Genomic DNA, 22,772 nt, shown 5'->3' on the forward strand with positions numbered 1-22,772 from the left:
GCGCGGTCAAAACAATGGAAGGGTGTAACTCACGATCAATCGGTTTTCGTCGATATCGCGCAGGTAGTTCGAGCGCAATGCAGCGTTGCGCCAAAGCACGCTGACGTTCTTCAGGGCGCCACTTTGGACGGTGTAGCCCAGGTCGGTGTCACGCTCCCACTCACGGCCCTCTCCGGCAACGGTCGCCGGGCTGGCGTGATCGGCCTTGGTATAGCGGGTGGCGAAAGTCAGGCCGGGAATCCCGAGGGCGGCAAAGTCGTAGCTGTAGCGCAGCTGCCATGAGCGCTCGCCGCGTTCCATGAAGTCGTTGGCCATCATGTAGTTGGTCAGGTAAGCGTCGGTACCGACCACATACGGCATGGCAGTCGAACCACTGAGTCCCTGGTAACCAAGGCCAACCCCATGACCGCTGAGCGTGTAGGTGAACAGCGCATTGAGGGTGCGGTTGTCGACCTTGCCGGCACGTGCGTCACCGGCCTCGTTGCTGACGTAGTAGCGCACATCGCTTTTTAACGCACCGAGCGGCAGCGCCAGGTTGTGTACCAGGCCGATGTACTGTTGTCGGTAAATGTTGTCCAGCTCACCGTATTGGTAGCTGAGGGTCAGACTTTTGCCGATCGCGTAATCCGCGCCACCCAGTTTGAAATCGTCGGCATCCGGTGTGCTGCTGAAGCGTTTGTTTTTGTTTACCAGGGTCAGCGATTGGTTGTGCGAGTAGTCGCGCAACGTGGTGCGATTGATATCACCAAAGGTGAACGTGAAATTGTCGAGCTCTTTGGCGGTCAGGATGCCGGCTTGAAAAGTCTGCGGCAGGATTCGTCCGGTGCTGGAGGCAATGGTCGGGTATTTGAGAATCTGTGTGCCGACTTTCATTTCGGATTTGGATACCCGGACCTTGGCCGCTAAACCGAATTTGCTGTACTGATCCGGCGCTCGCCCGTCATGGCCAACCGGCAACAAACCGGTGCCGCTGCGATCAGGGCTGGAGTCGAGTTTGAGCCCCAGCATACCCAGCGCATCGACGCCAAAACCGAGCGTGCCCGGGGTGTAGCCCGAACGAAAATCCAGCACGAAGCCTTGCGCCCATTCTTCTCGTTTGGACACCCCGGCATCTTCGCGAAAATCCCGATTCATGTAGAAGTTACTGGTTTGCAACGTGGCATGGCTGTCGTCGGCAAAACCCGCAGCGAACGCTGACGGGGCGAACAGACCGAGAGGGAGCAGGGTGGTGCCCAGAAACGCTTTCTTATTATTGTGCATGGTCTCTCCAAGGGAATTGCGGGCATGGCGTGGCCATGCCGCGCAGAGTGCAGCGTTATTTTTGTTGTTGTGGGATGAAGCGGTTTGTCAGGCCAGTACGCCAATCTGCCACGGGCAAAACTCATCCTCGCCCAGACCATTGAGTTCGCTTTTGGTCTTCTCGCCGGACGCATGGGCCAGCAGGCGTTCGAAGATCTCCTGGCCCATTTCCTTGATGCTCTTGTCGCCGTCAATGATCTGCCCGCAGTTGATATCCATGTCATCGCTCATGCGGTTGAACATGGGCGAGTTGCTGGCGAGCTTGAAGGTTGGCGCGGGAACCGAGCCAAAGCACGAACCGCGTCCGGTGGTGAAGGCGATCATGTTGGCGCCGCCGGCGATCTGGCCGGTGGCAGACACTGGGTCATAGCCGGGGGTGTCCATGAACACCAGGCCGTGAGTGGTGACCGGATAAGCGTACTCATAGACCTCCATCAGCGGTGCATTGCCGCCTTTCTTGGCGCCGCCGAGGGATTTTTCCAGAACATTGGCCAGGCCGCCGGCGTTGTTACCGGGGCTGACCCGTCCATTGATCTGGGTGTCGCGACCTTCGTTGTACTTGAGCCACCATTCGATGCGTTCGATCAGCTTGCGGCCGACCTGCGGGGTCACCGCCCGTGCTGTCAGCGTGTGCTCCACACCGAAAATTTCTGAGGTTTCCGAGAGAATCGCCGTGCCGCCATGGCGCACTAGAATATCCACCGCAGCCCCCAGCGCCGGGTTGGCCGACAGCCCCGAGAAACCATCGGAGCCGCCGCATTGCATACCGATCATCAAGTGCTCGGCCGACACCGGCTCACGCTTGACCCGATTGGCTTCGGGCAGCATGGTTTCGATCAGTTTGATGCCTTGTGCGACCGCGCTTTTCACGCCGCCGACATCCTGGATCACCAGGGTTTTGAGCAGATCATTGATTTTGAGTTTTTCTTGCTCGATGAAACCGTAAATGTTGTTGCGTTCGCAGCCGAGGGCAATCAACAAACCACCAGCGGTATTCGCGTGGCGTATATGCCCGGCGATGGTTCGACGCAACAGGTCCATGGGCTCGCCAGTCATTTCCATGCCACAGCCGATTTCGTGAACGAACGGCACCACGCCATCAATGTTGGGGTAATCCGCCAGGCGTTGGTCGTCAAAGTGGTTGGCGATTTTCCGGGCGACGGTGGCGCCGCAGTTGCCGACTACGAACACACCCAGGTAATTGCGCGTTGCCACGCGTCCATCCTTGCGTACGATGCCCTGGAAGGTTGCACGCTGTTCCGGCGGCAGCAGGTCGGTGGGCACGTAGTCAAGGCCGTAGCGATAGTCGCGGTCGGTTTCGCCAAAGGCAATGTTGTGGCTGTGCATCCAGGTACCAGGCGCCAGGTCTTCACTGGCGTAACCGATGACCGTGTTGTATTTAAGCACTGGATGGCCTTGCCCGATCCTGCGCGTGGCGATCTTGTGGCCTAGCGGTATTTCTTGCAGGGTCGTTATACCTTCGCCGGGAATCGGTGTACCGCCAGCGATGGCGACACGGGCCACCACGACATTGTCGGCAGGGTCGAGGCGAATGACGGGGCTGACTTCACGGGTAGTCATGGAACTCTCCAGTTCTTGTTATTGGGCTGTCGATGGGTTTTGTACCCATCGACATGTGCATCAGGCCACGGAGCTGAGGGACTTGAGGAGGGCTTTGCTTTTCTGTTTGGCGATGCCTTCCCACAGGCCTTGCAGGTACATGATGCCCAGTGCGCGGTCGTACAGACCGTAGCCCGGCACGCCGGTTTCCCCCCAGATCATGCGACCGTGGTCCGGCCGGGCGTAGCCGCTGAAGTTGGCGTCATGCAGGGCGCGCATGATTTCCGCCATGTCCAGGGAACCGCACTCTGTCGGGTGTGCGCACTCGTAGAAGTCGCCGTTATCGGCAACCTTCACATTGCGTAGATGCACGTAGTGCACGCGTTGACGGGCGGCGAATTCGTTGATGAAGGCCGGCACATCGTTGTTCAGGTCCGAGCCGATGGTACCGCTGCACAGGGTCAGGCCATTGGCTGGCGAGTCGATGATGTCGAGCACCCGACGATGGTCTTCGATGTTCTTGATGATGCGCGGCAGGCCGAACACTGAACGGGGCGGGTCGTCGGCATGCAGCGCCAGCTTAAGGCCCAGTTGTTCGGCCACGGGCACCAGCTTCCCGAGGAAGTACTCGAGATTGCTCCACATCTGCTCGGTGCTGACGCCTTTGTATTCTTCCAGCAGTGCCTGGAGTTTTTGTGGCGGATATTTGGTGCCGATACCCGGTAGCGGAATCACGCCGCTGGAGACGTCGAGCTTGTCCACCAACGCGGCTTCGAACGCCAGGGTGTTGGAGCCGTCCGGCAGTTGATACTCCATATGGGTGCGGGTCCAGTCAAACACCGGCATGAAGTTGTAGCAGACAATCTTGATGCCGCTGGCAGCAAGGTTTTTCAGCGTTTCGATGTACTGCGGGATCAGTGCTTCTCGACCCGATTTGCCGAGCTTGATCTCTTCATGCACGCGGAAGCTGTCGACCACGTCCATCTTCAAGTGGTGCGCGGCGGCGGCACTGCGCAGGCTCTGGATGCGATCCGCAGGCCAGACTTCGCCCAGCGGCATGTCGTACAGCGAGGAAACTATGCCGTACAGGCCTGGGATCTGCTTGATGTATTGCAGGCTGATGGGGTCTTTCGGACCGTGCCAGCGGAAAATCATTTTCATCGGGAATACCTCATTCACGCCTTGTTGTCAGGATGCGCTGTTCAGTTCGAAGCGCTTGATCTTGCCGACGATCAGCCAGTAGCTAGCCACTGCGAGCAGGCCGTGGGCGCCGACGTAGAGCAGGGCCGCGTCGAAGGAACCGGTGCTTTGCAGGATGTAGCCGATCACCACCGGGGTGATGATCCCGGCCGTGTTGCCGAAGGCGTTAAACACACCGCCGGTGGTGCCGATCAGCTCTTTGGGGGCGGTGTCGGCGACAATCGTCCAGCCCAAAGAGCCGAAGCCCTTACCGAAGAACGCCACGCTCATCAGCGCAACGACCAGCCAGGCACTGTCGGCGTAGTTGCACAGCACGATGCTGGAACTGAGCAGCAAGCCGATGGTGATCGGGGTTTTACGGGCAAGGCTCAGCGAACCGGTTTTTTTCAGTAAACGGTCGGAAATGAAGCCGCTGGAGACGCCGCCTACCAGGCCACACAGTGCGGGGATCGCCGCGATGAAACCGGCCTGGAGAATGTCGAAACCACGTTCCTTGACCAGATAGATCGGGAACCAGGTCATGAAGAACCAGGTTATCGAGGTTATGCAGTACTGGGCGATGAAAATCCCTACCAGCATACGGCTGCGAAACAGCTGGCCGATTTCCCCGAGCTTCATGCCTTTGCTTTGTGCACCCTTGGCCTTGAGCCCTTCGAGGTCTACCAGACCGCCGTCCGCGCGAATGTATTCGAGTTCCTCGGCGTTCATTTTCGGATGATCGATGGGCAGGTAATAGAGCTTCCACCAGACCGCGCCAATCACCAGGCCGATCAGGCCCATGATAATGAACACGTATTCCCAGCCGAACCGGTAGCACAGCCAGCCCATGATCGGTGTGAACAACGCCAGCGACAGGTATTGCGCGCTGTTGAAGATGGCCCCGGCAACGCCCCGTTCAGACGAGGGGAACCAGGCCGCGATGATCCGTCCCGAGGCCGGGCCGACTGGTGATTCAGCAGCGCCCAGCAAAAAGCGCAGTCCCAGCAACAGGGGTACGATCATGCCGATGAAATGCACCATGCCCATCATCACGGTAAAGCAGGACCACACCACCACGGCGAGCATCATCGAGCGTTTGGAACCGATCCAGTCGGTCAGCCAGCCGGAAGGAATCAGGAAGATCACATAGGCCCAGCTGAACGCGGAAAACAGGTAGCCCATTTCCACCGCGCTGATACCCAGCTCCTTGCCCATATCGGTGCCGGCCACCGACAGTGCGGCGCGGTCACCGGTGCTGAGGGCCAGCACGATCGTGATCAGCGCGAGTATCAGAAACCGATAGCTGGTTTTGGCCACAGCAGGCCTCGCAGCGGCAGGGTGATCAACACCCATGCCGGCAATCGCTGGCTGGTCGGGGGCACCGGCCAGCGCATAGCGCTCAGTATTGTTCATTTGGTGCCTCATATAATTATTGTTGTCGCGAGTGCGTCAGGCGTCGGGCAAGCAAGACCCGCGTCGTGAGTGAGTGATCAGGCGGCCTGTCGGTCGGTGTCCTCTGTGTAATCGATGGCGACCCACTCGAAGTACGTCTTCAATTCGGTGATCAGTGCCACATGGGCCGGGTGGGGCAGGTAACGCTGCACGGCGGCGGCGTCATCGAAGCTCGACTCCAGCAGGTAGTCCCAGCAGATCGGCCGATCCAGTTCATTGGCCGAGACTTTCCAGTCGCGGACAAAGTCGATGTCCTTGGGCAGGTCGCGCATCCACTGGATCAGATGGGTTTCCAGTTCGACGTTTTGCTCCCTGCCGGGCAGGCGGCGGAACATCACAATGTGCTTCATCATTTTCCGGACTCCTTATTCGTCGAGCAGCCAGACAGGGGCGTCTTGCAACGCCACGGGGCGCAGGAAACGTTCGAGCGCGGCGTACCCCACCGAAGTGCTTTGTGGTTGGGTCGAGGCCGGCCACGGTCCGCCGTGTTGCTGTGCGGCAGTGACGGCTACACCGGTCGGTACGCCGCTGAACAACACCCGTCCAGCGATCTGGCGGGCGGCGCGGATCAGCGCGCGGTTGTCATCGCTGGCCTGTTCGAAACCCCACAGGGTCGCAGTCAGGCTGCCGCCGATGGCGTTCAATACGTCGATGGCCTGAGCCACGGAAGTGACCTTCAGCACAACCGCCGCCGGACCGAAGATTTCTTCGCGCAAGTGCGCATCCTCGACAAAGGCCTGGGCGTCGACGGCAAACAGCCTTGGCGCCGGACCTTCGGTATCGGCGTGTGGCTGCAATAGCGGGCGAGCCGCCGGGGCCTGTTGAAGACGAGCGACGCCGTCATCGAAGCCACGGCGCATGCTCGGCGTGAGCATCCGGTGAGTGCTCAAGGGTTGCAGGGCTGCAGCGAACTGCTCGACAAAACGCTCACTGGCCGGATGGTCGAACAGCACGATCACGCCAGGACTGGTGCAGAACTGGCCGCAGCCCAGGGTGATGGAGGCCGCCAGCGACTTGGCCAGACTTTCACCGTCGCGCTCAAGAATTTCCGGCAGCGCCAGCAACGGGTTGATCGAGCCCAGCTCGCCATAGAACGGAATTGGACGTGGCCGCGCGTTGGCGACTTTCCACAAGGCGGTGCCACCTTGATAGGAACCGGTAAAGGCCACGGCGGCAATTTTCGGGTGTTCCACCAGATGCACGCCGGCTGCGCGGGATGCACCTTCCACCAGTCCCAGCAATCCGGTGGGCAAACCTTGCGCGCAGAGTACGCCCAGCGCCACTTCGTGTACGGCGCGAGACAATCGCGGGTGGCCGGAGTGAGCTTTCACCACCACCGGACAACCGGCAGCCAGGGCTGATGCGGTATCACCACCGAGCACGGAAAAAGCGAACGGGAAGTTGCTGGCCGAGAACATCGCTACCGGCCCTAGTGCCTGTTGCACCCGAGTCAGATGTGGGCGACCGGCGGGCGGTGCACCGGCAATGGCCTGGTCGTCGACCACGGCGTAAGGCACACCGGCTTCGATCGCATCGGCAAAACCGCGCAGTTGGAAAGCGGTACGGGCCACTTCGCCGGTCAGGCGTGCCACGCCCAGGCCGGTTTCTTCATCGGCAATGGCGATCAGTTCGACTTGATGCCGCTCCAGGGCGTCGGCCAGGCCATTGAGCAACTGGATACGCAGGCCGGCTTTCGACTCGGCCCACAAGGGTGCCGAGTTAGCCGCTGCCTCTACAGCTTGATCGATCAGGATTATTTCCGGGCTTTTCATGAGCGATTCCCTTGGGGTTCCAGGTGGTAGCCACGGCCGCTGTAATCGAAGTCGACCAACTCATTGATCGTCACTGCCTGATCGGCGGGGGACGCGTAATAGGCACGGATTTCCTTGATCAAGCCGGTTTGCTCGTCGAATACATACCATTCGTCACCACGCAAGGCGGTGCCGAGCTTGCCTTTCCAGTGGGTCCATTCGATCACCGCCTCCGGGCTGTCGGGGCTGACCAGGATTTTTTCGATGGTCCATTGCGAGCCGAGATTTTCCACACACCATACCCATTTGGCGGCGATGGTTTCGGCGCTGCGCCACGGAATTTCCGGCAAGCCGGCGGGAAAGTAGTGCACGGCGTCCGGGGTAAAACATGACACCAGGGCAGCGTGGTCGGCGGCATTGCAGGCGGCGAAGTAGCGACGGATCAATGCGGCGTATCGGGCTTGCTGGCTCATCGCTTGGACTCCTTGCTGGCGATGATGCTCGGGATCGGCTGGCGACCAGCGGCGATCCATGCGTGATAGTCGGAAATCGCCGCAGGGCTTGGCGGGTAGATGCCCCACAGGGCTTCACCCGAGGCGATGCGCATGCCCAGGTAATCTTCGAGGTCGTCTTGCAGCGAGCAGTACTCGGCCAGTTCTGCCGCCAGATGCGCGGGGACCACGGTCAGGCCATCGGCGTCGCCGACGATTACGTCACCGGGATAGACCGCTACGCCTGCGCAGCCGATCGGTACCTGCAAGTCGGCAACATGGTGGTAGGAGATACGTGTGGTCGCGGTGATTTCCCGGGCGTAAGCGGGCAGCGGCAGGGCGGCGATTTCGCTGCCATCGCGCAACGCGCCGTCGGTGACAATCGCCTTGGCGCCGCGGGCCAACAGCCGGGTCACCAGAATGTTGCCGGCCGAGGCCGCGCGAGGATCGTTCTGGCTGTCGATCACCAGCACATCGCCGGGCTGGATCTGCTCGACACCTTGCCATTGCAGATTGTCACCGTTGGGCTTGGTGGTCATGGTGCCATACGTGTCGATGTCTTCGCGGGCCGGAATGAAGCGCATGGTGTAGGCACGCCCGGCGAAGGGTTTGATGTCTTTGCTCATCGGGCGCAGACCGACTAGCGCCGGTTGGCGAAAGCCCAGCTTGAACAATTGCGTGGTTAACGAGCCGCTGCTGCAGGTCGCGAGCTTGGCGAGCACTTCGTCGCTGACGGCCACTTGGCGATTGGCCGAGTTGTCGTAGGCATCGGCGTACTGGTGGATCGTGGTCATTGTTGTTCTCCTGAAGATCAGCGGTTCAACTTGAAACAGTGCAGGACGTCTATTCCCGCATTTTGGGACTTGCGCTTGGCGCATCGTCCTGCGATGGCTTGATCCTAAGACTTGATTGACTTATTTCAAACGCCGCATATCGTGGGTCTCTATCTAAGTTCCATATGGTGGGAATTTGTCATGGCGGCAGTAGAAGGCACCGGCGCACTGGAAAAGGCGCTCGACGTACTCGAGGCAATCGGTTCGGCGCCCCACGGCCTGAGCCAGAGCGATCTTGCCGAGCAGGTGGCGCTGCCACGCACCACGCTCTACCGGATCATCGCCAGCCTGGTCGAGCGCGGCATGATCCGGCGCGATCCGTTGCGCAAGGTCTATCGATTGGGGTTTCGTTACCTGGAACTGGTGCGTAACGCCTACTTGATGCCGGATCTGGTGGCCGCTGCCAGTTTCGAGTTGCGTGCCCTGCGCGACCTGACCGGGGAAACCTCCTACCTGGCTGTGCTCGACGGTAATCAGGTGATGTCGCTGGAGCGCTGCGACGGCGCACACACCACTCGCTCGGCCGCAGCCCTGGGGCGAAGTAAGCCGGTGTATTGCACCGGGCAGGGCAAGGCGATACTCGCCGCGCTGGATGAAACCAGGCGCGAGGAGATCATCAAGGGCCTGACACTCACTGCGCTGACGCCCCTGACCATCACCGATCGCCGGCGATTGCACGCCGAGTTGCAGATCACCCGCGCCCGTGGTTACGCCATCGACGACGAAGAGATTGTCTTGGGTGTGCGCTGTGTCGCGGCAGCGATTCGCGACAATTCGGGCAAGGTGCGCGGTGCCTTGAGCGTCGCCGGGCCGGCCTATCGCCTGACGCTGGAACGCCTGGAATTATTGGGGCCGGAACTGACCGACGCCGCTCGCCGGGTCGGTGCCCAGTTGAGTGAGTCTCAGGTGCGTATTGCCGACAGCGAAGTGCAACTGGTGGAGGGACCTTGGGCGTTCAATGGCGCATTCGCGCGTTGGTCCCATGGGCAGCAATGTCTGTATTGGGCTGACACCCTGGCGCCGACGATTCGGGTACTGGATGCTAAAGGCGAGCGGGTATTCGCCCGTCTCGACGCGCCGGTGCAAGCCATGGAGTTGCATCGCGAAGGGCTGCTGATTGCTCACGCCAACGGCTGGTCATTGCTGGACCAGCAGGGGCAGGAACATCCGTTGCCGGGTTGGCCAGGCAAGCCTTTGCTGGGGCTTGCCAGCCACCCGAACGGAAGCCTTTGGGCCTGTTTGAGCAATGCTGGCGGCTGCAAGGTTGGCGAGTTGACCGCGCAAGGCGAGTTGCGCACGCCCTGGTCGTTTCAGGAGCGTATCAGTGCATTTTGCTGGGACGCCGATGGGCAAACCCTGTATGCCGTGGGGCCTGACTCCGGCAGCGTGTATGTGATGCAATTTGGCAGCAGCAGTGTCCGCCGTCTGGCCTCGATGCCCAAGGGGTCCGGTCGACTCAGTGGCTTGGCGCTGGACAGCGAGGGAGGGGTTTGGACCACCCTGCGTGATGGTTGGAGTCTGGTACGTCTCAATGCTGATGGCAGTCTTGATCGTATGATCGGACTGCCAGTGCCCAGCCCGACTGATCTGGCTTTTGGCGGGCCGAACAAAGACGTCCTGTACATCACCAGTGCCCGACATGAACTGAGCAGAGAAACGCTCGGTACAGCACCGGCTTCAGGTTGTCTGTTTCAGATCACCCCCAACGTCATTGGGATTGATGCGCATCAAACGGCATGGGGAGTGAGTCGCAGGGGGCTAGATAGCTAAGCCTCGCGCCGCACCACAACCAATCCCATAATGACCGCCGCCGCCAACATTCCCGCTGTCATGAAGATATACGCCGCCCCCGGATTGCCAGTCAGGCCAATCAGATAGCCGACAATCCACGAACCGAGAAACGCCCCCAATGCGCCACAGGCATTGATCAGACCGATGGCGCCGCCGAATACATTAGCTGGCAGCAGCTCCGGGATCAGCGCGAAGAACGGACCGTAAGGTGCGTACATCGCCGCCGCCGCGATGGTCAGCAGACTAAATGACAGCCAGAAGTGCGTCGAACCCAGCAGGTAAGAACCAAGAAACGCCAGGGCGCCCAGCGCCAGCAGCGGCCAGACGAACAGTTTGCGTTGGCCGGTTTTGTCCGAGGCCCAGGACACCGCCAGCATGGTCACCACCGCCGCAACATAGGGCACGGCACTCAACCAGCCAGTGGTGACAATGTCAGACGCCGAGGCCTGTTTGATGATCGACGGCAGCCACATGATGAAGCCGTACACGCCGATGCTCCACAGCGCATGCACCAGGCACAGCTTGATCACCAATGGGGAGGTGAACGCCTGACGGTAGTTGCGTACCACCTTCATGCCTTTTTGTTCGTCGGCCAGGGTGGCGGCCAATTGGTCCTTTTCTTCGCGGCTCAGCCAGCTGGCTTGCTCGGGTTTATCCCGCGCCAGACGCCACCAGACGAAGGCCCACAGTATGGCTGGGGCACCTTCGATCATGAACATTTCACGCCAGCCCCAGGCATTGATCAGGTAACCGGAGACCACCGACATCCATAGCACGGTGATCGGGTTGCCAAGGATCAGGAAGGTGTTAGCCCGCGAGCGTTCCTTGCGGGTAAACCAGTTGCTGATGAAGATCAGCATCGAGGGCATCACCGCGGCTTCGACCACCCCCAGCGAGAAGCGAATGATCATCAGCATCGGGATGTTGGTCACCAGGCCCGTGGCCATGGCGCAAAATCCCCACAGGATCAGACTGCAGAACACCAGTTTGCGCACGCTGTAACGTTGGGCGTAGATGGCGCCGGGGACCTGGAAGAAGAAGTAGCCGAGAAAGAACAGCGCACCGATCAGCGACGAGGTGCCCTTGCTGATGTTCAGGTCCTGCTCGATGCCGGAGGCACTGGCGAAACCGTAGTTAGCTCGGTCGAGGTAGGCCAGGCTGTAGGTGATGAAGATCAGTGGGATGAGATAGAACCAGCGTTTGGTCGCGAAACCTTCGGACTTCGACTGGACGGTGGCGGGGGTGTCTCCGGTAGGGAGAGCTGTATCTCTGACGGTACTCATGAATGGCCCTTCATTTTTGTTGTAGGCGAGGGTGTTGCATTCAGGTGATGCGGGTCAGGTCTGGGGTCGTCGCCGACAAGCCAGGGGAGGGCGGCTTGCCCTCGACGGCGTCAGACAATCTCAGGGGCGAGCCGCCGTGCCGTCTGGCAGGCGCGCATTGGTCCAGCTCGGAATGCCGCCCTGGCATGGATAGCGTTTGGCTTTCTCTTCGTCGATGTCCACGCCGATGCCCGGGCGGTCACTGAGGTAGGCGTAGCCTCGGTCGATTTCCGGGCATCCGGGGAAGACATCCAGCAAATTGTCGTTGAGCGGGGTCCATTCCTGGATGCCGAAGTTGGTGGTGCTCAGGTCCAGGTGCAGGTTGGCGGCGACGCCGATTGGTGAGATGTCGCCCGGTCCGTGCCAGGCTGTGCGTACGCCATGGAACTCGGCAAAGGTGGCGATCTTTTTCGCTGGGGTGATGCCACCGACGGTGCTGACGTGGCAGCGGATGAAGTCGATCAGATTGTTCTGAATCAGTGGTTTGAATTCGTTAACGTTGGTGAACAACTCACCCATGGAAATCGGTGTCGAGCTCTGTGTGCGCAGGGTTTTCAGCCATTCGATGTTTTCCGGTGCGACCGGGTCTTCGAGGAAAAACAGTTGATGTTGCTCGAGGTTCTTCGCCAGTTGCACGGCGGCGATTGGCGATACCCGTTCATGTACATCGTGGATGAATTCGACACCGAAGCCGAGCTTGTCCCGCAGATGATCGAAGAGCTTCGGCACAGCGCGCAGGTAAGCGTCCGGATCGAAGTAGATACCGTGGGTCTTGTTGCGTGGGGAAATTTTCGGCTGGATGTTTTTGGCTCTGGCCAGTTTGCCGGCGATCAGTTTGAGGTCCTCGGTGCCCGAGCCGCCGTACATGCCCATCTGGCAGCGTACGTGCTGATAACCTTCTTCCATTGCCGCACGAATGCTGTCTTCCACGGCGATTTCGTCTTCACCGTCGCAATGCCGGTAAAGCGGCACGCCATCGCGGCAGCGGCCACCGAGCATCTGGTAGACCGGCAGTCCGGCGACCTTACCCTTGATGTCCCACAGCGCCATGTCCACGCCGGACAACGCGTTATTTATGATCGGCCCGGAACGCCAGTAACCGCTGACCGCCGCCGACTGCCAAATGTCCTCGGTGCGCAGCGCGTCCTTGCCAATCAGGAAGGGCTTCATGTACTGCTCGATGGCCGCCTCGACCGCGAAGATGCGCTGGGTAAAGGTCGCACAGCCCAGACCGTAGAGGCCCGGCTGATTGGTTTCCACCTTCACGACCACCAGATCAATACCGCCTGGGGCGGTGAGAATCGTTTTTACGTTTGTGATTGTTATAGATTCCATCTCGGTCTCCCGGTTAAACCGTCGTTTGCATAAGTCTTAAGTCAGTCGCCAGCGTTGGCCCATTACTCGATGTGTCGTGCTTCGTTGATCGCGTCTACGTTGTTGGCCATCGCCTCATTGAGGGTTTCGGCGGCGGCGACGGCGTCATGGTTCTTGATGGCCATGTAGACCTTGATGTGCGCATTGACGCTTTCCAGGGTGATGCCTAGTACGCGATTCAATTCTTCGAGGTAGTACAAATAGATGTGCCGGATCGAATCCATGGCATGGATGAAGATCTTGTTGTGCGAGGCCTTGACGATTGCGTAGTGGAAGTCGAAGTCGGCCAGGGAATAGCGTTTGTAATCATCCTTGTTCACCAGCATCCGGTTCAGAGCCGCTTCCAGCAGGGCGATGTCGCCGCTGGTGGCGTTCACCACCGCCAACTCCATGCAGCGAAATTCCACGGCCTGGCGAAAGACGCGCATGTCTTCAAACTCTTCCTGAGACAGGTGCATGATCGGCTGGTTGTCATTGAGCAGGCCGTGTTGCTCGAGGTCCTTGATGACGAAGGTGCCTTTGCCCTGATGCGTCACCACAATGCCCAGGCCGCGCAGGCGTTGAACCGCGCTACGCACACTGACCCGGCTGACATCGAAGGTAGCGATCAGCTCGGACTCGGAGGGCAGCTTGCTGCCGGGCGGCCAAAGCCCCTCCAGAATGTTGCGCTTCATCTGCTCGTAAACGATGTTGACGGTGTTTTGCGTTTTGACGATTTCAGTGTTCATTTTGTTGTTTTTAGCTCGTCACATAAGTAGCAATCTTTGTAGCACCTTCCGCCAAGAATTCGAAGAAGTAAATAGCCGTTCAGGAATAAAACTGATTAATTTCTTGATTATTGCCTGAAAACGGGATCAGGATAGCGCAAGGTTGTCCGATCAGCCCGATATTCTCTTTCAACTTATTAGTCATGTTATAGGTTGAGATGATGAGAAAAGCGTCTTTGCCAGGCGTGTCAGGACTTCGGCTCAAGAACAAAAAATGGCTGAAAAGCGAGGAAATCATGTCATCACTCTTTGATTTGAGCGGACGCACCGCACTGATTACCGGCTCCACCCGCGGCTTGGGTTTTTCCTATGCCCTGGGTCTTGCAGAGGCGGGTGCCACGGTGATTCTCAACGGCACCGATGCCGCGCGGATGGAAGACGCCATCGGCCAGCTCGCCGCCAAGGGGCATCACGCCACGGGCCATCTCTTCAATGTTGCGGATGAAGCGGCGGTGGAGGCGGTGTTCCGCGAACTCGACAGCCAGGGCGTGCTGGTCGATATCATTATCAACAACGCCGGCATACAGCACCGGCAACCGATGCTTGAGCTGGCGCTGGCCGATTGGCAGCGGGTGCTGGACGTCAACCTGACCAGTGCCTTCATCGTTGGTCGGGCGGTGGCCAAGCGCCTGGTGGCCGCCGGTCGTGGCGGCAAAATCATCAACATTGGCTCGCTGACCAGCGAAGCGGCGCGCGCCACGGTCGCGCCTTATACCGCGGCCAAGGGCGGCATCAAGATGTTGACCAAAGCCATGGCTGCCGAGTGGGCGCAGTTTGATATTCAGTGCAACGCCATCGGGCCAGGCTACATCCTCACCGAAATGAACTCGGCACTGGTGGACAACCCAGACTTCGATCGCTGGGTCAAAAGCAGCAACCCGACGCAGCGTTGGGGCCGTGCTGACGAATTGATTGGCACCGCTGTTTACCTCTCATCCCAGGCCTCCAACTACGTCAGCGGCCAGATCATCTACGTCGATGGAGGCTGGCTGGCCACGCTGTGATCCAACCCCGCGAGCGTGGCAGCCGGTGGCCATGCTCGCGGGCGCAAGAACTTACCTGATAAATACAAATAAATAGGTAGAGCGATGAAACCCACACGCGCAAGACTTTCGGTCTTGGCCATGCTGTTTGTGGTCACGGCGATCAACTATATGGATCGGGCCAACCTGTCCGTGGCCGGCTCGGCCATCCAGGGCCAGTTCTCCCTGTCGCCGACCCAGTTGGGTCTGCTGTTTTCGATGTTCACCTGGTTCTATGCCATGAGCCAGGTCCCGGTCGGCTATGTACTCGACCGCGTGGGCCCACGGCGTTTGTACGGCAGCGCGATCATCCTGTGGAGTGTCTTCACCTTCCTCATGGGCTTCGCCTCCCATCATTTGTTCGCCACCGCGTCGGCGTCGTTTGTGATGCTGCTGGTCTGTCGTGCCTTGATCGGCGTGGCCGAAGCACCGTCCTTTCCCTCTAACACCAAGATCATCGCCAACTGGTTCCCCGATCATGAACGGGCGCGGGCCACGGCGACTTATTCGAGCGCGCAATACATTGGCCTGGCGGTGCTGACCCCGGTGCTGTCGTATATCGTCGCCACTTGGGGCTGGGAAGCATCGTTCTATCTCTCTGGCGCAGTGGGCATCGTATTCGGTATCTATTGGTTGATCGCTTATCGCGATCCGCAGGACAGCACCAAGGCCAACCAGGCGGAACTGGACATGATCCGCGACGGTGGCGGCTATGGTTCGGCCAACCAGCGGGGCAACAGCACGAAGGTCAACTGGCCGGACGTGCGCCATGTGCTGCGCCAGCCAACGGTCTGGGGGTTGTTTATCGCGCAATTCGCGGCGTCCTCGACCCTGTATTTCTTCCTCACCTGGTTCATCGTCTATCTGGAAAAAGGCTTGGGGCTGTCGATTGCCAAAGCCGGGATCGGCGCCATGTTTCCGTACTTGATGGCCATGTGCGGCGTGCTCTGCGGCGGTGTGCTCAGTGACATGCTGCTCAAACGTGGTCACTCGCGGACCAAGGCGCGCAAGATTCCGGTAATGCTCGGGCTGGCAGTGACCACCAGTATTTGCCTGGTGAATTTTTTCGAAGACCAGCCGGTGATTGCCATCGCGATTCTGTCGGTGGCGTTCTTCGCCAATGCCTTCTCCAATCTGGGCTGGGTGGTATGCAGTGACGTCATTCCACGGCACCTGATCGGCACTCTCGGTGGCTTCCTGAATATCTTCGGCAATCTGTCGGGGATCATCAGTCCGATCGTCATTGGGGTGATTCTGGAGCGCACGCACAGCTTCCAGTACGCGATGTTCTACATCGCCGCCGTCGCACTGATGGGCTTTCTCGCTTACACATTTCTGGTGGGCAAGATCGAGGTCGTCGAGCTTCCAAACGCCGAATCCAAATCCGATCGCCCTTTGGGCAAACACTCCGAGGCATGAGGTAAATCACAATGGCCATTCAAACAATAGAAAACCGCGCGTGTGTCGCCTACGGGATCAAGGACGTTCGCCACACATCGCTGCCGCTCGCGTACTCCGCCCAGGAGCAAGTGTTGGTCAAAGTCAGTCGTGGCGGCATCTGCGGCTCCGACATCCATTACTACCAGCATGCCAAGGCCGGTATGTCGATCCTCAAGAACCCGCTGGTGCTGGGTCATGAATTCATCGGGGTGATTGCAGCCGTGCCGACCGGCAGCGCACTCAAAGTGGGTCAGCGGATCGCGGTCAATCCGTCGCAGCCGTGCAACAAGTGCGCGCTGTGCCTGGAGGGCAAACAGAATGTCTGCCGCAGCATGAAGTTCATGGGCAGCGCGCAGTTCAATCCCCATGTAAATGGCGGTTTTTCCGAATACGTCGCGGTCACGGAACAGCAGTGCGTACCGTATGCCGATAGCTCCAAAGACAGCGTGATGGTTTTCGCCGAGCCTTTGGCGGTGGCCATTCACGCGGTGCATCAGGCCGGGGATCTGGTTGGTAAAAAGGTCTTGGTCACCGGTTCCGGCCCGATCGGTTGTCTGGTGATGGCGGCCGCCCTCAAGGCCGGTGCAGCCGAAGTGGTCGCCACCGATATGAGCGAACGCTGCCGCGAACTGGCAGTGCAGATGGGCGCGACGCTCGCCGTGGATCCGACCGATTCCGCGCAAACGGCACAATGGGCCGAGGAGGGTGGTTACTTCGATGTGTGCTTCGAAGCGTCCGGCTCGCCGGCAGCAATAGCTTCCACAGCATCATTCACTCGCCCGAAAGGCACGGTGGTGCAATTGGGCATGGGGCACAACACGGTCGAGATGCCGTTGGGCCTGCTGCTAGTCAAAGAGATCAAGCTGGTCGGTTCATTCCGTTTCATCGACGAGTTTACCACCTCGGTGCGCTGGTTGGAGAGCGGTCGTATCGATCCGCTGCCGCTACTGTCAGCCGAATTCAATCAGGACCAGGTGATCGAGGCGCTGGAGTTGGCCGGTGACAAAAGCAAAGCGGCGAAGGTGCAGCTGATCTTCGCCTGAAGACGGCATGCCGCTTTTCTGCATCTGCCCCTCCTTTTTATGAGGAGCTTTTTATGACCTGCATCGGATGATTTAACTTTATGATTTTCATTGCGCCGACCCGCGCGCCTTTGCGTATCGCCCTGATCGGCGAATGCATGATCGAACTGCAACAGCGCCCCGACGGCCAACTACGGCAGAGCTTCGGCGGCGATACTTTGAACACCGCCGTTTATTTGCGTCGCCTGATGGCAGCGGGTTGGCAGGTGTCCTATGTCACGGCGCTGGGTGATGACAGTTTCAGCGACGCCATGTGTGCCGCCTGGACGGATGAAGGGATCGACCTGTCGCTGGTTCAGCGTTTGCCCGGACGCCTGCCGGGGTTGTATTGCATCCAGACTGATGCCCAAGGCGAGCGACGCTTTTTGTATTGGCGTAACGAAGCCGCCGTGCGCGAATGCTTTACCAACGCTTTGGCGGCTCAGGTGCTGACGGCGCTGGACGATTACTCGGTGTTTTATCTGAGTGGGATCACCTTGGCGGTGCTCGGTGAGGCCGGTCTTGATCGCCTCTTGCCACGACTGATTGCGGCGCGCGCTCGTGGCGCCAAACTGGTGTTCGATAACAACTACCGACCCCGCCTGTGGCGCGACCGTCAGCACGCGGCAGACACCTATCAACGACTGCTGCCTCATCTGGACCTGGCTTTGTTGACCCTGGACGATGAGCAGGAGCTGTTCGAGGAGGCCGATGTCGAGTCGACCTTCAATCGCTATCGGCAGATGGGTGTAAGTGAAGTGGTGATCAAACGTGGCGCGCAGAGCTGTCTGGTCCAGCACGACGGCGCGTTGCATGAAGTCTGTGCGACAACGGTCGACAGGGTGGTCGATACCACGGCAGCCGGCGATTCGTTCAGCGCGGGCTACCTGGCCACCCGGCTGCACGGCGGCTCCCCACAACACGCGGCTGCAGAAGGGCACCGGCTGGCTGGGCGAGTGATTCAGTATCCGGGGGCGTTGATCGCGCGGGAGGTGATGCCGGGCTGACGACTTGCTGTTTCGCCGCTTTTCCTGAAACTTCGAACGGTGGTCTTTCTGTTTGCGAAAACAAAGCGCTTAAAAGCGCCAACTTTCGGGTGGTGCAGCAGACGGGGAGACTTACAGATTGTTCGGAGCAACCAGCTTGTTGGTACGTAATCGGGCACAGTACCCGGCGGAGCCGGCGTTCGCGGTAACGAACGCGTTGCCGGCTGCGTTGAGTGGCTATGGGCAGAACCCAGTAGCGTGTCTTGGATTAATTCCCTTTCTCACTCTTGATACACCCAAAAAACAAGTCCAGAATCAAGTCCATTCCTGCTTCAGGAATATATTAAACCCTTTAGATTTCAATGGGTCGGACGCCAGATGCGAGTCTCGTTTCCCGCTCCAATTATTGTTCTACTGGCTTCTATTGAAGTCTGCAGAGACTGAAAAAAAGAGGCTTCGGCCTCTTTTTTAATTCCAGTAAGTTCCACTCGATAGCACTATCAGCCACGATTTTTTAGTACATTTTTTAGTACATTAATCCGGCGTTTGGTAGATCACTTTTTTGTGGTACTTACCTCATCGGAAACCGTACAACTCTCCTCTATTTAAACTAGACGGAGATTGTACGATGGCCCTCACCGATACCGCGGTCCGACACGCCAAACCCCGTGCCAAGGACTACACCCTTCCTGACTACGACGGCCTCGCCCTTTTCGTGAATACGAAAGGGGCCAAGCGCTGGCACTTCCGCTTTTCTTGGGCGGATAAGCAACCCCGTATTTCTCTCGGTACCTATCCTGAAATTGGTTTGCGGGATGCACGCGCTTTGCGAGATGTTGCGAGGGCACTGGTCGCCAGGGGTATCGATCCGCGTGCCCATCGGCGGCTGGAGCGTAATGCCAGGCGCCTGGCCATTGAAAACACCTAAGAAGCGGTCTTTCAGCATTGACGTGATTTACAGGCGTTGAGTCTGAGGATGTGCTGAAGGTGGTGCGCAAAATTAAACGTCGTGGCGCGCTCGACGGCGGAGACGCGCCGAACCTGGTTAAATTAATTCCTCCGGTACGCCATCATCGAAGGAGGGCTCGAGTCCAATCCGGCCGCGGGCACTCGATAGTGCGGCCTTGCCACAGCCTCCCGCTTCAATTGGCCGCCGAATTGGGTGATAGCGCTGGGCGCTCAAACTGAGATGTAGAGTGGGACGCCTCACCTTCGCTGTTCATGGCCACTTAACCCTTTGGGTCAGGTCTGCTATCAGTCGTTGGGCAAGTGCAACTGCACTTCCATGGCGTCATGAAGGCGTTTGACGACCTCGATCACGTCTTCGTTTACCACACGATAGAACACGATATGGCGCGGGCTTTTGACCGTTCCATGGGGTGTTTTTGGCCTGCTGGCGTGAGTAGATGAGGTGATAGCTGCGAAGGCCCGGTGCAAGTTCATCGCGGTCGTGGCTGCCAATGCTTGATCGCCGAACTGCGTCTGGGAGAGCCTGAGGATGTCGACAATGTCGGCGCGCGCCGCGTAGGAAATCCGATACTCCGGCATGCTCAGTGTTTCTCCCGCGCGGGGAGGGCTGCCTCCAGGCTCAACCCCTCGAGGTAGTGCTCCAAATCCCCTTCGTTCAACTGAGTGAAGCGCCCATGCTCAAGATCCATGATACCGATCTTCGCCCTAGGTCAAATTTGAATCGACAGGGTAGGGTTGTGTTCAATCTGCGCCAACAATTAGGGCTCTTGCTGGTGAAACATGCTTCTGGGCGCGAACTAAATGGCGAGTGATAGCTTACAGGTGTCCAGGATTTCGTCGGTTAATAGCGAATCATCTGGACAGGCCCGCGACAGTACAATGGCTCCGACCGCTTGTGCCAACAATGAAACTGCCTTGGCACGGGCTTCCTTTTGCTCATCAGCGGACAGCCCGGAACTCAAGCCTGAGATTAGCTTCTCTATGCCGGTCTCAAATACGGACTTGATATCTCTATGTTGACGAGCAGCATCGCCACCGAGCGCAGCGATCGCGCACCCTTGGCCGACTGAATCACGGTGAGCACGGGATACGTAGTAATTGATGAAGTCACTCGCATTGGAGTCAGCAGTCATTTGGGAAAGAGCGAACGACGTAGCTTCGATCATCAGTGTCGACTTTGAGCTGAATTGGTTGTAAAACCCTCCATGAGTGAGTCCGACCCCCGCCATCAATTCCTTAACCCCGATACCGTTATAGCCGCGCTCGCGGAACAGCACTGAAGCTGATTCAACAACGCGTACCCGATTTTTCCGCGCCTGTGCTTTGCTGGAACTCATTTTCACACCTCATTTGACTATCTTATTCATTAGCTGAGTTGGGGCAAGAGTGACTAAAATCAAAACACTTGCCGTGTGGTATTATTGCTATCATTTTTTTGCTCTAGTCGATGTGTGGGGCACCTTGCCATTATCGGCGGATTGAAAACCTACTATTGAAAAGATGGTGTGCCGAGACAATGTTATAACCTGAGTATCGAATCAGAAATTTTCCTTGTTTCGTCGACAAGGGGTGACTTTGGTGTCTCGGCTATTGAGACGATCGTTTTTATTACTGACTCAGATATGCCTATTAGTAGATTTATGCCCTCGTGTCGGTATGGGTTCCTTCTGTTTCTGAAAATTTTGGGGTTAAAGTCGAAGAGTTTGGCATTGCATTATCAGGATTTTTCCAGTCGGAGATATCCGAGTGGCTTAAGTACTGGGGCGATTCATGTTCATTTATAAGAAACGCGCAACGCCCCTTAGTCTGCAAGAATGACGATGGCATCATTCAAGATGCCACGCCAAAGGGACATCAAAACCGATGTGTTAGCTGTGCTGCTATAATGTGTGCGCTATTGTTGTATTTAGCACTAAAACCGGGTTGTAAACCATTTGTATCGGCTTGATTAACAGATGTGGTTGACTCCCAAAGATAGGTATAGGCTATATCGATAGTCAGATCAGAGTTGGGTGAGTAAGCGGCACCAAAAGCCAAGGCTTTTCGGTTTCCTACTGGAAGTCGCACGTTTCGGTCGGAGTTGCGGGCCGGCGAAGGATCAAAAGCCAAGCCACTGCGAAGTAGCCACTGCGAAGAGAGTTGGTACGAAACGCCAATAGCCGTCGACACAGTATTATGAAGTTTAAAGTCGTCGCCAACGGCGCCGAATCCTAACTGTTGGCCTAGGGAGGGTAATCCACTATTAATTGCTTCAATCCTCTGGATTCGACTCCACCGAGTCCAAATAGCACCTGCGTAACCAGTCCAGCGCTCATCAAAGCGATGGGTGAACGATGTATCCACTGACTCTGGTAGGGTCACATCCATCTTGTTGTTGTATTTTCCATCGAGGCCAAGTGCGCCGGGACTGTCGCTTATTTTAGTGTGGCCATCAACATGGAAGTCGAGTTTTGAGTGATAAGTTAATCCCCATGTGGTTGATTCGTTCATATCAACCATCAGGCCTAAGTTATAGCCAATGGCAGTGTCATTTCCTTTTACAGTAAGCTGTGTGTCCTTTCCATCATTAAAAGCTCCTGTGGCTAAATAGGACTGCATGTTGTTCTCAATACGATTGAATGTGGTGCCAATGCCAATAGCTACTTGATCGTTTAAGCAGTACGAGACAGCAGGGTGCAATGTTTTAACCTGAACCTTGCTGTAGGAGCCATGGTAGCGACCTTGGAAGGAACTCTCATAATCATTAACGAGGCCGTATGACGCATACAGACCAATGCCAGCGGTAAAGCGATCGTCGATTGGCGAGGAGAAGTATCCAAAAGGAATAGCTGTAAGAGGTACGGAATTTCCGTCAGTGGTACCTGTGGCAGTACTTCTTGCATCGCTTATGTTAACTTTTGCGTCAATTAATGCCAGTCCGCCGCTTACCTCTGTTTTTTTGATTTTACTTAAACCCGCTGGGTTACCATACACGGTGCTTGCGTCTATTGCTGACGAGGAGCGGCCAGCATAAGCAGTCCCCGCAGCACTAGCGCTTTGTTCGTTGAGCGCAAGTCCATTTGCCCATGAAGCAGATGGAATTCCTAGTGTTAGTATTAGAGTCGCCCCGAATAATGTTGAACTGCGCAGGGTAAGGTGTGTGTTTATTTTAAGTTTAGATTGGACGCTAGGGCAGGGGTGAGGTATCACGCCAGCTGATGGTTCAACAGTTTTTTTTGTATTCATTGGATGACCCATTTTTGTTTTTAGTCTTAGGCAATGGTGCCGTTTCCAGCTAAGGATGGCAGTTCTTTAATATGACCAATCTGGTTCTATATTGATATGGTTTTTTATCGATTTAAAGTTCTCTTACGGCTTCTTTAGATGGTTCTGTAGAAGGCGTAATTTGCGCCGTCCTGTATGACTTTTGGACATGGATAGTTATACCCCTAGCAAAACCAGCGCAAACGCAGTCGCTAATCGGCTTCTGCAATTC

20 protein-coding genes and 2 pseudogenes are annotated in these 22,772 nt (G+C 57.6%); 6 read left to right on the forward strand and 16 right to left on the reverse strand.

Annotated features, from left to right (window positions below; genetic code table 11):
- Nucleotides 1-6: 6 nt before the first annotated feature.
- The 8 genes from ACYZT5_RS04105 to ACYZT5_RS04140 all read right to left on the reverse strand — a co-directional run bounded on the left by ACYZT5_RS04105 (nucleotide 7) and on the right by ACYZT5_RS04140 (nucleotide 8,526).
- Nucleotides 7-1,260 carry an OprD family porin gene (locus tag ACYZT5_RS04105; protein ID WP_462049918.1) on the reverse strand — a complete coding sequence of 418 codons (1,254 nt, stop codon included), beginning with the start codon at nucleotides 1,258-1,260 and terminating at the stop codon, nucleotides 7-9.
- 87 nt (nucleotides 1,261-1,347) lie between these two features.
- Nucleotides 1,348-2,880, reverse strand: a complete 1,533-nt coding sequence (locus ACYZT5_RS04110) for a UxaA family hydrolase (RefSeq protein WP_462049919.1) — start codon at nucleotides 2,878-2,880, stop codon at nucleotides 1,348-1,350.
- A gap of 60 nt (nucleotides 2,881-2,940) precedes the next feature.
- Nucleotides 2,941-4,020: a mannonate dehydratase gene (locus ACYZT5_RS04115; protein ID WP_462049920.1), complete on the reverse strand. Its 1,080-nt coding sequence runs from the start codon at nucleotides 4,018-4,020 to the stop codon at nucleotides 2,941-2,943.
- Between the two features lie 27 nt (nucleotides 4,021-4,047).
- Nucleotides 4,048-5,451, reverse strand: a complete 1,404-nt coding sequence (locus ACYZT5_RS04120) for an MFS transporter (protein ID WP_462049921.1) — start codon at nucleotides 5,449-5,451, stop codon at nucleotides 4,048-4,050.
- A 77-nt stretch (nucleotides 5,452-5,528) separates the two neighbouring features.
- Entirely contained in the window at nucleotides 5,529-5,843 is a 315-nt protein-coding gene (locus ACYZT5_RS04125; protein ID WP_462049922.1) for a Dabb family protein, read from the reverse strand.
- A 12-nt stretch (nucleotides 5,844-5,855) separates the two neighbouring features.
- Nucleotides 5,856-7,262 carry an aldehyde dehydrogenase (NADP(+)) gene (locus tag ACYZT5_RS04130; RefSeq protein ID WP_462049923.1) on the reverse strand — a complete coding sequence of 469 codons (1,407 nt, stop codon included), beginning with the start codon at nucleotides 7,260-7,262 and terminating at the stop codon, nucleotides 5,856-5,858.
- On the reverse strand, nucleotides 7,259-7,714 hold the full coding sequence (locus ACYZT5_RS04135; protein ID WP_462049924.1) for a nuclear transport factor 2 family protein: 456 nt from the start codon (nucleotides 7,712-7,714) through the stop codon (nucleotides 7,259-7,261). The genes ACYZT5_RS04130 and ACYZT5_RS04135 overlap by 4 nt, the downstream gene beginning before the upstream one ends.
- Complete coding sequence (locus tag ACYZT5_RS04140) at nucleotides 7,711-8,526, reverse strand: RraA family protein (RefSeq protein ID WP_462049925.1); 816 nt, start codon at nucleotides 8,524-8,526, stop codon at nucleotides 7,711-7,713. The genes ACYZT5_RS04135 and ACYZT5_RS04140 overlap by 4 nt, the downstream gene beginning before the upstream one ends.
- Before the next feature lie 180 nt (nucleotides 8,527-8,706).
- Here ACYZT5_RS04140 and ACYZT5_RS04145 point away from each other — a divergent pair, with 180 nt between their 5' ends.
- Nucleotides 8,707-10,335, forward strand: a complete 1,629-nt coding sequence (locus ACYZT5_RS04145; RefSeq protein WP_462049926.1) for an IclR family transcriptional regulator domain-containing protein — start codon at nucleotides 8,707-8,709, stop codon at nucleotides 10,333-10,335.
- Here the strand turns inward: ACYZT5_RS04145 and ACYZT5_RS04150 are convergent.
- The 4 genes from ACYZT5_RS04150 to ACYZT5_RS04165 form a co-directional block, all read right to left on the reverse strand.
- Complete coding sequence (locus ACYZT5_RS04150; protein ID WP_462049927.1) at nucleotides 10,332-11,639, reverse strand: MFS transporter; 1,308 nt, start codon at nucleotides 11,637-11,639, stop codon at nucleotides 10,332-10,334. The genes ACYZT5_RS04145 and ACYZT5_RS04150 overlap by 4 nt on opposite strands.
- A 120-nt stretch (nucleotides 11,640-11,759) precedes the next feature.
- The gene (locus tag ACYZT5_RS04155; RefSeq protein WP_462049928.1) at nucleotides 11,760-13,013 is read right to left on the reverse strand and encodes an enolase C-terminal domain-like protein; all 1,254 of its coding nucleotides are present in this window, start codon (nucleotides 13,011-13,013) and stop codon (nucleotides 11,760-11,762) included.
- A gap of 62 nt (nucleotides 13,014-13,075) precedes the next feature.
- Complete coding sequence (locus ACYZT5_RS04160; RefSeq protein ID WP_462049929.1) at nucleotides 13,076-13,780, reverse strand: FadR/GntR family transcriptional regulator; 705 nt, start codon at nucleotides 13,778-13,780, stop codon at nucleotides 13,076-13,078.
- A 79-nt stretch (nucleotides 13,781-13,859) separates the two neighbouring features.
- Nucleotides 13,860-14,057 (reverse strand): hypothetical protein, encoded by a 198-nt coding sequence (locus ACYZT5_RS04165; RefSeq protein ID WP_462049930.1) that lies wholly within the window; start codon nucleotides 14,055-14,057, stop codon nucleotides 13,860-13,862.
- On the opposite strand from ACYZT5_RS04165, the gene ACYZT5_RS04170 reads away from it, so the two are divergent.
- The 5 genes from ACYZT5_RS04170 to ACYZT5_RS04190 all read left to right on the forward strand — a co-directional run bounded on the left by ACYZT5_RS04170 (nucleotide 14,056) and on the right by ACYZT5_RS04190 (nucleotide 19,256).
- Nucleotides 14,056-14,823, forward strand: a complete 768-nt coding sequence (locus tag ACYZT5_RS04170) for an SDR family oxidoreductase (RefSeq protein WP_462049931.1) — start codon at nucleotides 14,056-14,058, stop codon at nucleotides 14,821-14,823. The two genes, ACYZT5_RS04165 and ACYZT5_RS04170, sit on opposite strands and share 2 nt — an antisense overlap.
- 84 nt (nucleotides 14,824-14,907) lie before the next feature.
- A complete protein-coding gene (locus ACYZT5_RS04175) occupies nucleotides 14,908-16,260 on the forward strand; it encodes an MFS transporter (RefSeq protein WP_462049932.1) in 1,353 nt (450 codons plus the stop codon).
- An 11-nt stretch (nucleotides 16,261-16,271) separates the two neighbouring features.
- Nucleotides 16,272-17,324, forward strand: coding sequence for an L-idonate 5-dehydrogenase (gene idnD, locus ACYZT5_RS04180; RefSeq protein ID WP_462049933.1), 1,053 nt, complete (start codon nucleotides 16,272-16,274; stop codon nucleotides 17,322-17,324).
- Nucleotides 17,325-17,404: 80 nt separating this feature from the next.
- Nucleotides 17,405-18,349: a 2-dehydro-3-deoxygluconokinase gene (gene kdgK / locus ACYZT5_RS04185; protein ID WP_462049934.1), complete on the forward strand. Its 945-nt coding sequence runs from the start codon at nucleotides 17,405-17,407 to the stop codon at nucleotides 18,347-18,349.
- A 607-nt stretch (nucleotides 18,350-18,956) separates the two neighbouring features.
- Nucleotides 18,957-19,256, forward strand: coding sequence for an Arm DNA-binding domain-containing protein (locus ACYZT5_RS04190; protein ID WP_462049935.1), 300 nt, complete (start codon nucleotides 18,957-18,959; stop codon nucleotides 19,254-19,256).
- Nucleotides 19,257-19,582: 326 nt separating this feature from the next.
- On the opposite strand, the pseudogene ACYZT5_RS04195 reads toward ACYZT5_RS04190, so the two are convergent.
- From ACYZT5_RS04195 to ACYZT5_RS04210, 4 genes and pseudogenes are all read right to left on the reverse strand, one after another.
- Nucleotides 19,583-19,876 (reverse strand): annotated as a pseudogene (locus ACYZT5_RS04195) (type II toxin-antitoxin system RelE/ParE family toxin).
- A 2-nt stretch (nucleotides 19,877-19,878) separates the two neighbouring features.
- Nucleotides 19,879-19,995: pseudogene (locus ACYZT5_RS04200) on the reverse strand (type II toxin-antitoxin system ParD family antitoxin); the annotation flags it as partial.
- 99 nt (nucleotides 19,996-20,094) lie between these two features.
- On the reverse strand, nucleotides 20,095-20,634 hold the full coding sequence (locus ACYZT5_RS04205; protein WP_462049936.1) for a TetR/AcrR family transcriptional regulator: 540 nt from the start codon (nucleotides 20,632-20,634) through the stop codon (nucleotides 20,095-20,097).
- A gap of 517 nt (nucleotides 20,635-21,151) precedes the next feature.
- Nucleotides 21,152-22,522: an outer membrane protein transport protein gene (locus ACYZT5_RS04210; protein ID WP_462049937.1), complete on the reverse strand. Its 1,371-nt coding sequence runs from the start codon at nucleotides 22,520-22,522 to the stop codon at nucleotides 21,152-21,154.
- Between the last annotated feature and the right edge of the window lie 250 nt (nucleotides 22,523-22,772).

It is taken from the genome of Pseudomonas sp. LB3P14 (assembly GCF_054898045.1).